Source organism: Streptomyces sp. NPDC016845, assembly GCF_044332585.1.
GTDB lineage: Bacteria > Actinomycetota > Actinomycetes > Streptomycetales > Streptomycetaceae > Streptomyces.
Window position 1 is genome coordinate 42,248 of the sequence record NZ_JBIRPI010000037.1, and the last position, 7,284, is coordinate 49,531.

The following is a 7,284-nucleotide window of genomic DNA, read 5'->3' on the forward strand; positions in this document are numbered from 1 at the left end:
GGTGGGTGTGGGCTGGCGCCTCAGCTCAGGTCATGATCGCGGGAGGGGCTGCCTGCGCGTACTGAGGGGCTCCGCTGCAGCTGTGGGGCTGTCTGAGTAGGTGGGGTCCTCTTGGTACCGGGCGGCTGAGGTGGCGTTCTGGGCCAGGAGGAAGCCAAGCATGACGAGGCTCTGCGCTTCGGCGCCGAAGGCGATCATGCGGCGGTTCCACAGGGAGCGGTCGAACTGTGAGAAACCGGCTTCGGTGTCCTCGCGGCCGCCGTACAGGTTTTGGTGGACGGCTGTGTCGTCGGGGATCTGCAGGAGGTGTTCGGCGCGGTGGAAACCGGTCTCGGTGTCACTGCGGCCCATCTCGCGTTCTCCGCTGGTGGTGGTGACTCCGACGGCCTCGCGGTGTTTGTGGGGGCCGCGGGGGCAGGGGATGGTGAGCAGGTGGTACCAGCGGTGGGTGTGAGTGCTGGAGCGGCGTTCGAGTTTGTCGACGGGCAGGGGGACGAGGGTGCTGGTGCCGTCGTCGAGGAAGGCCCGTACGTGGACCCGGCCGCTGTTGGACCACAGTTCGTGGCGGCAGCGGCCGAAGTTCAGGGTGCGGATGTAGAGGGGCTTGGCGCCCTTGTGCTGCTTGTTGATCAGTAGGCGGCCGCGGCGGGCGATGACGTCGCGGTGCATGCCGCGCAGGGCGCCGTCGTAGAGGACGCCCATGCAGCCCTCGGCGGCATCCAGGATGGCGCAGGCGAGTTCGAGGGCGATGGCGGCTTCACCGCCGGGGTAGCCGTGGGGGACGTGGGCGTAGCGCAGGAAAACGCGGCGGAAGTAGCCGCGGTGGCGGGTGGAGAAGACCACGAACTTGGAGCCGAGGATCATCATCCCTTTCTCCTTGCCGGTGTCGTTGCCCGTGCCCGCAGTGGCTTCCGGTGCCGCGGAGGCGGAGGTGTCGTGGTCGGTGCTGCCTTCCTGCTGCCAGGAGGAGGCGGGGTCGACGCGGTGGCTGCGGATTTCTCCGGTGACGGGGTCGACGCTGAAGGGGGTGGTGGACAGGGTGGGGGACTTGGCGACGGTGCCGTCGCCGGCGATGAGCTGGTGGCGGTCGGGATTGCTCCACGAGCGTCGTGCGTCGGCGGGCAGCAGGCCTTGGCGCTGGGCCTGGGCCAGGGCGAGGTCGGCGAAGGTTTCCCCAAGTTCTTCGCGGCGGGGAATGAGAAGGGCGCGCTGGGCGTGCTGCCACTGATGGCGTGAGGGCCCTCTCTCCGGCAGGCGTGCGGCTTCGTCGTGGCCCAGGTGGTGGGCGACGCCGTCGCGGATCGTGTCCCACACGGCGGGGTCCTGCAGGTCGCCGGCGCAGTAGCGGGCGGAGCCGTGGATGCCGCGCAGGGCGCAGAACAAAAGGTAGATGTAGGGCGGGTAGTGGGGCGGGCGGCCGCGGCGGGGGCCGGGGTCCCGGTGGAGGAGCTCGGCGAGTTGGTACACGGCCTCGAAGCGGGCCACGTCCCTGGTTCGCTGGGCGACGGTGCGCAGGTCCAGCTCGCTGGCGCGGCGGGCCATCTTCTTGCGGACCGTGCGCGGCAGGCGGTCGCCGAAGAGGTCATCGGGCATGTGGGGCGTCCCCGTTCGGTGCGGTGGCGGGTGTCGTTTCGGCGAGCCACTGGTGGCCGATGAGCGCGGCGGCGCTGTCCAGAGAGGCCATGCCGAGGTGGAGGGCCGCGGCTTCGATGCGACCGGTGCGTACGTAGGTGGCCCAGCCGGCGTACGCGGTGATGGAGGCTGGTCTTACCGCCGGGTCCGCTCCCAGGCCGATGCGTTTGAGCAGGTCGCGCAGGGCGACGCAGGCGCGGGCCTGGAGCTGCTCGTCCGTTCCGCCGCGGGCGGAGACAGCCAGCCGCAGCCGGTGCTCGGGCTGGGCCGTGGTGCGCAGGTGGTGGGCGCGGGCGGCCAGCACCCGGGCCCCGAAGGCGTCCAGGGAACACCAGCGTGGCTGTGTTTTGGCCGAGCCGTGCACCCAGACTCGGGCGGCGGGCAGATTCAGATCGTGCACGCCGATATGGCCGATCTCGCCGCTGAAAGCGCCCGCCAGGGCGAGCGCGGCGGCAGCGGCATGGCGGGTCGGGCGGACGGTGAACTGGGCGGCGCGGCGCAGTTCGACCGCCTCGGCCTCCTCCAGTGGGCGGGTGGTGCCGCACACGCGCGGGGGCAGGTCGATGTCGCGGGTGGGATCGGTATCGGTAAGGGCCAGGCGGCGGGCGGTGGCGAAGCACATCCGCAGCACGCTGCGGCGCAGGTGCCGGGTGGACAGCGAGGCCGGGGCGACGCGTCCGTGGCGGGAGCGGCCATGCGCATCGATGAACTGCGCAGCCACGACGGTGTCGACCTCGGTGAGCATGAGTGCACCACGCGCGGCTGCGAAGGCCGCGAAGCGGTGCAGCAGCTGACCGAACCGGCTCAGCGTCTGTTCGGACATCTCCCCGCGCGCCACCAGCTCCTGCCAGGCGGCCAACACGCGGGTGACGGCGGTGCGGAGGGCGATCTCAGTGGCCATCCGCCGCCGCCAGTGCCCTCGTGCAGCCGGTGTGCCACCGTGGCGCGGTGAGCGGATGTGTGACGGCGGGCATGGTGCGACCTCCATACAAATGGTGCGAACATGCACCACCGTGAGGAGGTCGGACGGCTCCGGCAACAGGAGCGGGCCGTACCGGTGACAGGCGCACCCGTTCGGTGTGGGTGCTGATGTGCGATCAGAAAGCTGGGCAGACTGGGCGGCTGGGCATGGAGGCTAGCTCCCTTCGGTGACTGGCTGTCATGCTGCCGGTGGGTGGATGGCGAGGGGATCGAACCCTCCGCGCCCAAGGTTCCAGAGCCTCGCGCGGACACCAGCCGCCACCCTCGGGGCGCCGGCCCCTCCGGTCCGGCGCCCCGGCTCTGCGGACATCCTGGTTCTCAGGTGCCGGGGGTCAGTGCGCGCAGGGTCTGCAGGATGCCTTCGAGGAAGGCCGAGTAGCGGGCATCGGGCAGGTCCTGGATCTCTGAGCGGGGCATGCCGAGCAGAGGCCCGGTGTGCTCAGTGCGCTGTGTGCCGATGTGCTCGGCGTGAGCGCCAGCACCCCGGAGTGACGTCGGTCCATCCGGTCCCTCTGCTCGCCCATGGCCCTGCTCCTCCCGCCCCTGTACGCCCGAGAGCTGTGAGGGGGAAGGGGCGTCAGCTGTGGGCAGGCGTACCAGGAGGAGTTCGGCGTCACGCTCCACGATCAGCGCGATGTCCAGCCACTCGACCATGTACTGGCCGCGCATGGGCACCCCGGGCAGGCCGGCTCGCAGCAGGCGGGCCAACTCCTCCTGCGGCAGGGGCCCGTCGGCCAGCAGGTCGACGACCGCGGCGGCGGACCAGTGCGCGGTGAGAAGCGGACGCAGCAGCAGCCGTGCTCGCGTGCGGTCGAGCCGCCACGCCTCGGCGAACTCCCGCCCCTGTTCGGTGATCGCATACTGGCCGCGGCCGGCCTCGAGCAGCCCCACATCGGCCAGGAAGGCCATGCAGTCGCCGACGGTGGCCGCGCCGATGCCGACGTGCTGCGCCAGCGCCGTCCGCTGAACCGGGACGCCGTCGACCGCGAGGTCGTCGAGTGCTACGAGGATGTTGATCTGCTTGGCCGGAGCCGCCCGGTAACTGGGCAGCGTACGGCGTCGCGAGGCGGCGGCTCCGCGCCGTCGGTCGCGACGCCGTGCAGTACCGGAGCGGATCGCGTGGCCGGTGCCGGAATTAGCACGTGCAGAGTTGGAAGAAGACACAGTGAGCCCATTTCCCGACCTATTGAGGGCCGAATTCATGCCAGGCTCCCGCGGCGGCGTCAAAAACGCCTACTATCGAGATCGATACGTGAGCCCAGAAAAACGCGTGTCCTCGTGCCGCCGACTGGTCCTCGGCGGCACGTACGCGTGTGCGGGTAATCCAGGTGTCGAAATGGCGACCGCTACGCATCACCCTCTGCGACGGTCGGCGGCAGCGCGTACGTCCCGCGCTCCACGCGCACCAGTTTTTTGTCGGCGAACAGTTTGCTCATCCGCCGTCGGATGCTGCTCGGCTTGATGTCCGGGCGTGTGAGGCGCAGGTGCTCAACGACTTCGCTCCGGGTGGCGCGTCCGCGAGACCGGACGAAGGCCATCACTTCCTGGGCGGTCGTCAGCGGCTCCTGCTGCACCGCGGGCCCGGGGTGCGGTGAGGCTGGTGCGCTGGTGTGGGGCGTCATGTCCGGGGTGAGTAGTTCCTCGGCGCGGCGCGTCACGCGTTCGGACACCTCGGCGCGCATGCTCGCCGACTCGAACGCCGAGCGGGCGGCACTCACCTCGGCCTCCGCCGCAGAGAGGCGGTCCTTCGCCGCGCAGAGCCGGGTGTCGTCCTCAGCGGCCAAAGACCGCAGTTCGTCGAGGACGGCCAGGGCCGGTTGCGACTGCATGAAAGAACCCCCTCGCGCATTCCGGATTCGAGAATCGCCGATGGATTTCACATGGCGCGTCTCAGTGGGATGGATCCTCTCTCGAAATGCGCCCGCAAAGCCACAGTCGCCCAATCTCGGTCACCTCGAACGCGATCCGAAAAGGAACGGGAAGTCCTTCGCTACAGAAAGGTACTTATCGGGCTGCAGCTATCTTGGCCTGGTCTTTCTCGCGCCGGCCTCAGTTACTCAGCGTCAGTGTGGCGCCCGAGGGTAAACGGGGGCGCACGGAAGTGAATTGGCGGCTTGCGCGACGCGTGGACGCCCGGCCGGAGCCGGGGTGTCGGCGTGCCTGGCGGCGGTGGCCGGCTGCGGGCATGTCCCCGAATGTGCGGCTGCGGGGCGAACGTGACTGTCCCAGTCTGGCCGTGTCGGGCATGCGCCGATGATGCCCGGTCTGCGGGTGCGATTGAGCCGACACGTCGACGGGTATCGAAGCAGTACGTTCTAATGGTGTATGTATGCACCGCTGGCTGGTGGTGTGCCGGCCGCTGAGCGAGGAGGAGGTCGGCGGATGACGGGTGCATGGGATGATCTGGGCATGCCCCGGAGTAGCAACGACAAGGTGCCGCGCGACTATGTCGTCGATGACGCCTGGCCGTATGCCGCTCTCCCGTCGGACGCTCCCGTGAGTGCCCACTACGGTCAGGCGCTGGCCCGCAACCTGGAGAACGCCCTCGCTGTAAGTGGGTACAGCCTGCGCACTCTTGCCGAGGCCACCGGGATTACGCACTCCACCATCAGCCGGGTTCTGCACGGCAGAGTGCTGCCCGACCTTGGCACCATCGCTCGCCTGGAGGCTGTTTTCGGCTTCCAGATCTGGCCCGGTCCCGGAGCCCTGCCCTCGGCGGGATCGCCCCGGTAAGGGGCGTGCCCCGGCACGCCGTATCGTCCTGTCGCCCGTCTGGGCGCGCGCGGCACGCCGACCTTGTCTACGTTGCCACTATGCGCATGTATGCACCAAGTGTGGATGGTGATGTCTTGCTCGCCTGCTTCGACCCGGAGCATCGGGTCGCCCTGATCCGGCCCGAGTCCTCCGCTGCCGGTCATCCCTTGAGGCTGCGGACTGTGCAGCGCCAACGGAGCGAGCCCTACGGCCGGGCAGCCCGGCGTCTGGTCCGCGAGCTGGCTCCGGGGGGAAAGGTCCGGATGGGTCGGGTCACCGGCCGGATCCGCAGTGCCGCGCCGGAAGTTGCGTCCGGGTGGCCTGCCCGGCGCCGTCTGGTCACCGCGCATGTGACCGTCTCGGGCGGTGCGTGCGGCGGCGATGGGCGTGTGCTCTGGATTGCCTACGCTCAAGCCGCCGGATACGCCGCGGACATGGGTATCGCGGACCTGGGCCTTTTCCTGGAGGGGTACGTGGACGGCTGGATCCCGGACGGCTGGATCAGCCTCGACTAGCTCGGCTGCGGCTGCGGCTGCGGCTGCGGTCGGCGCGGTACGGGGCCGCAGCCGGGCCCCAGTTCCGGTCGTAACCCGGCATGGAGCGGGTGTGAAGGGCGGTTACGAGCCGCAGCAGCCACCTGCCGATGCCTGGGCCTGCTCGGGCTCGGCCGCCGGTGCGGAGCCGATCTGCACTACGGCCGGGGCGGGAGCGCAGCAGCCTGCATCTGAGTCAGCGAGAACCTGAAGGCAGAGGCTTGCAGTACCGCTAGCCCACATAGAGGTGACGCGCAGGCCCGATACAAGGGCACTACCGCAGGGTCCGCGGCAAGTCTGCAGTGCTTGCGTGAACCGCGCCCCATAGTGCGATCTGATGGGACACGAGCGGACGCAGACCGCGGGGGGGCCACTGCGGCTCCAGCGTCAGGCGCTTCAGACCGCTCGACTGTTACGCCGGGAGATTAGTTCCCGAGGGGCCCAAGCTTCAGGAGAGGACGAGTTCCCAAGCCTCAGAAGGTCGTTCTATTTCGGAAGCTCGTGTGTGACTTTTGCTGGTCAGAAATAAGATCGCGGAAGTCTCGGCTCGTTGGTGGCCGAGATATCTTGGGGGTGGCGGATGCCGTCGATGCGGGCGGTCCTGGAAGCGCGGCAGAAGGCCGCGGCGGTGCGGGGGAAGATCTCAAGGCCGAGCTGGAGCGAGCGCGGGCGTCCCTGGCCGATGCGGAAGAGGTGCTCAGGCGCCGGGTGATCGGCCTGGAGCAGTACCTGGAGGCACTGGCCGAGGAGGCTGCGCCCGCCGCGGCGGGCGAGGGGGTGTCGCAGTGGAAGCCGGTGGGACCGCGCCGGGCGGTGCCGCACTGGCAGAACGCGGCCGGGGTCGAGGGTCTGGCGAAGGACTACCAGGGGTTGATGGCCGCCGCTGTGGAGGCGGCAGGTGACGGGCTGGGTGCCCGGCGGGCAGCGGTGGTGCTGGGCTGGGACAGCGCGTCCGCCTCTCGCGTCGAGGGAGCGAGAGCCCGGCTGAAGCTGCTGATGGAACGGGGCTGGCTGGTGGCGAGAAACCGGGCAAGTTCACGCTGTCCGCCCGGCGAAGGACGCTGCTGATGCTGGGCGGCCAGGCGGCGGGTCATGAGCGTGGTCATCGGCCACAGGATGAAGGTCTCGCCGGTGTCCGGGCTCCGCTCGTAGTCACGGACCACACGCCGGCTGCACAGGATCCAGGCCAAGGATCTTTTTACGACCCAGCGGCGGGGCAGGACCTGAAAGCCTGTGACATCGTCGCTGCGGCGGACGACGTCGAGGACAACTCCGAGGCGCGCCGCGGTCTAGGCCCAATGCCGTTGTTTTACGGATTCGCGGGTTGGGGTCGTTGGATACGGACGGCTTGGACGCCGCCGCGGGTGGGCTGGGGCCAATGGTG

Annotated in this window: 7 protein-coding genes and 1 tRNA gene; 3 read left to right on the plus strand and 5 right to left on the minus strand. The window is 69.6% G+C overall.

The features are described from left to right. Window positions 1–30: 30 nt before the first annotated feature. The 5 genes from ACH4RC_RS40095 to ACH4RC_RS40115 all read right to left on the minus strand — a co-directional run bounded on the left by ACH4RC_RS40095 (window position 31) and on the right by ACH4RC_RS40115 (window position 4,442). Window positions 31–1,593 carry a hypothetical protein gene (locus ACH4RC_RS40095; RefSeq protein WP_398209598.1) on the minus strand — a complete coding sequence of 521 codons (1,563 nt, stop codon included), beginning with the start codon at window positions 1,591–1,593 and terminating at the stop codon, window positions 31–33. After that, window positions 1,583–2,533 carry a hypothetical protein gene (locus tag ACH4RC_RS40100; protein ID WP_398209599.1) on the minus strand — a complete coding sequence of 317 codons (951 nt, stop codon included), beginning with the start codon at window positions 2,531–2,533 and terminating at the stop codon, window positions 1,583–1,585. Before ACH4RC_RS40100 ends, ACH4RC_RS40095 begins: the two co-directional genes overlap by 11 nt. Before the next feature lie 274 nt (window positions 2,534–2,807). Then, a tRNA-Gln gene (locus ACH4RC_RS40105) sits at window positions 2,808–2,877 on the minus strand. 54 nt (window positions 2,878–2,931) lie between these two features. Then, window positions 2,932–3,777: a hypothetical protein gene (locus ACH4RC_RS40110; RefSeq protein WP_398209601.1), complete on the minus strand. Its 846-nt coding sequence runs from the start codon at window positions 3,775–3,777 to the stop codon at window positions 2,932–2,934. A gap of 182 nt (window positions 3,778–3,959) precedes the next feature. Further along, window positions 3,960–4,442 carry a hypothetical protein gene (locus tag ACH4RC_RS40115; protein ID WP_398209603.1) on the minus strand — a complete coding sequence of 161 codons (483 nt, stop codon included), beginning with the start codon at window positions 4,440–4,442 and terminating at the stop codon, window positions 3,960–3,962. Window positions 4,443–5,022: 580 nt separating this feature from the next. On the opposite strand from ACH4RC_RS40115, the gene ACH4RC_RS40120 reads away from it, so the two are divergent. The 3 genes from ACH4RC_RS40120 to ACH4RC_RS40130 all read left to right on the plus strand — a co-directional run bounded on the left by ACH4RC_RS40120 (window position 5,023) and on the right by ACH4RC_RS40130 (window position 6,968). Then, entirely contained in the window at window positions 5,023–5,346 is a 324-nt protein-coding gene (locus ACH4RC_RS40120) for a helix-turn-helix domain-containing protein (RefSeq protein WP_398209605.1), read from the plus strand. Window positions 5,347–5,756: 410 nt separating this feature from the next. Beyond that, complete coding sequence (locus ACH4RC_RS40125; protein WP_398209607.1) at window positions 5,757–5,882, plus strand: hypothetical protein; 126 nt, start codon at window positions 5,757–5,759, stop codon at window positions 5,880–5,882. A 591-nt stretch (window positions 5,883–6,473) separates the two neighbouring features. Next, complete coding sequence (locus ACH4RC_RS40130; RefSeq protein ID WP_398209609.1) at window positions 6,474–6,968, plus strand: hypothetical protein; 495 nt, start codon at window positions 6,474–6,476, stop codon at window positions 6,966–6,968. Window positions 6,969–7,284: the final 316 nt, after the last annotated feature.

Excerpts from the sequence above, each read along its gene's own strand:
- ACH4RC_RS40095 (WP_398209598.1), bottom strand. The coding sequence starts at position 1,593 with ATGCCCGATGACCTCTTCGGCGACCGCCTGCCGCGCACGGTCCGCAAG.
- ACH4RC_RS40100 (WP_398209599.1), bottom strand. The coding sequence starts at position 2,533 with ATGGCCACTGAGATCGCCCTCCGCACCGCCGTCACCCGCGTGTTGGCC.
- ACH4RC_RS40115 (WP_398209603.1), bottom strand. The coding sequence starts at position 4,442 with ATGCAGTCGCAACCGGCCCTGGCCGTCCTCGACGAACTGCGGTCTTTG.
- ACH4RC_RS40120 (WP_398209605.1), top strand. The coding sequence starts at position 5,023 with ATGCCCCGGAGTAGCAACGACAAGGTGCCGCGCGACTATGTCGTCGAT.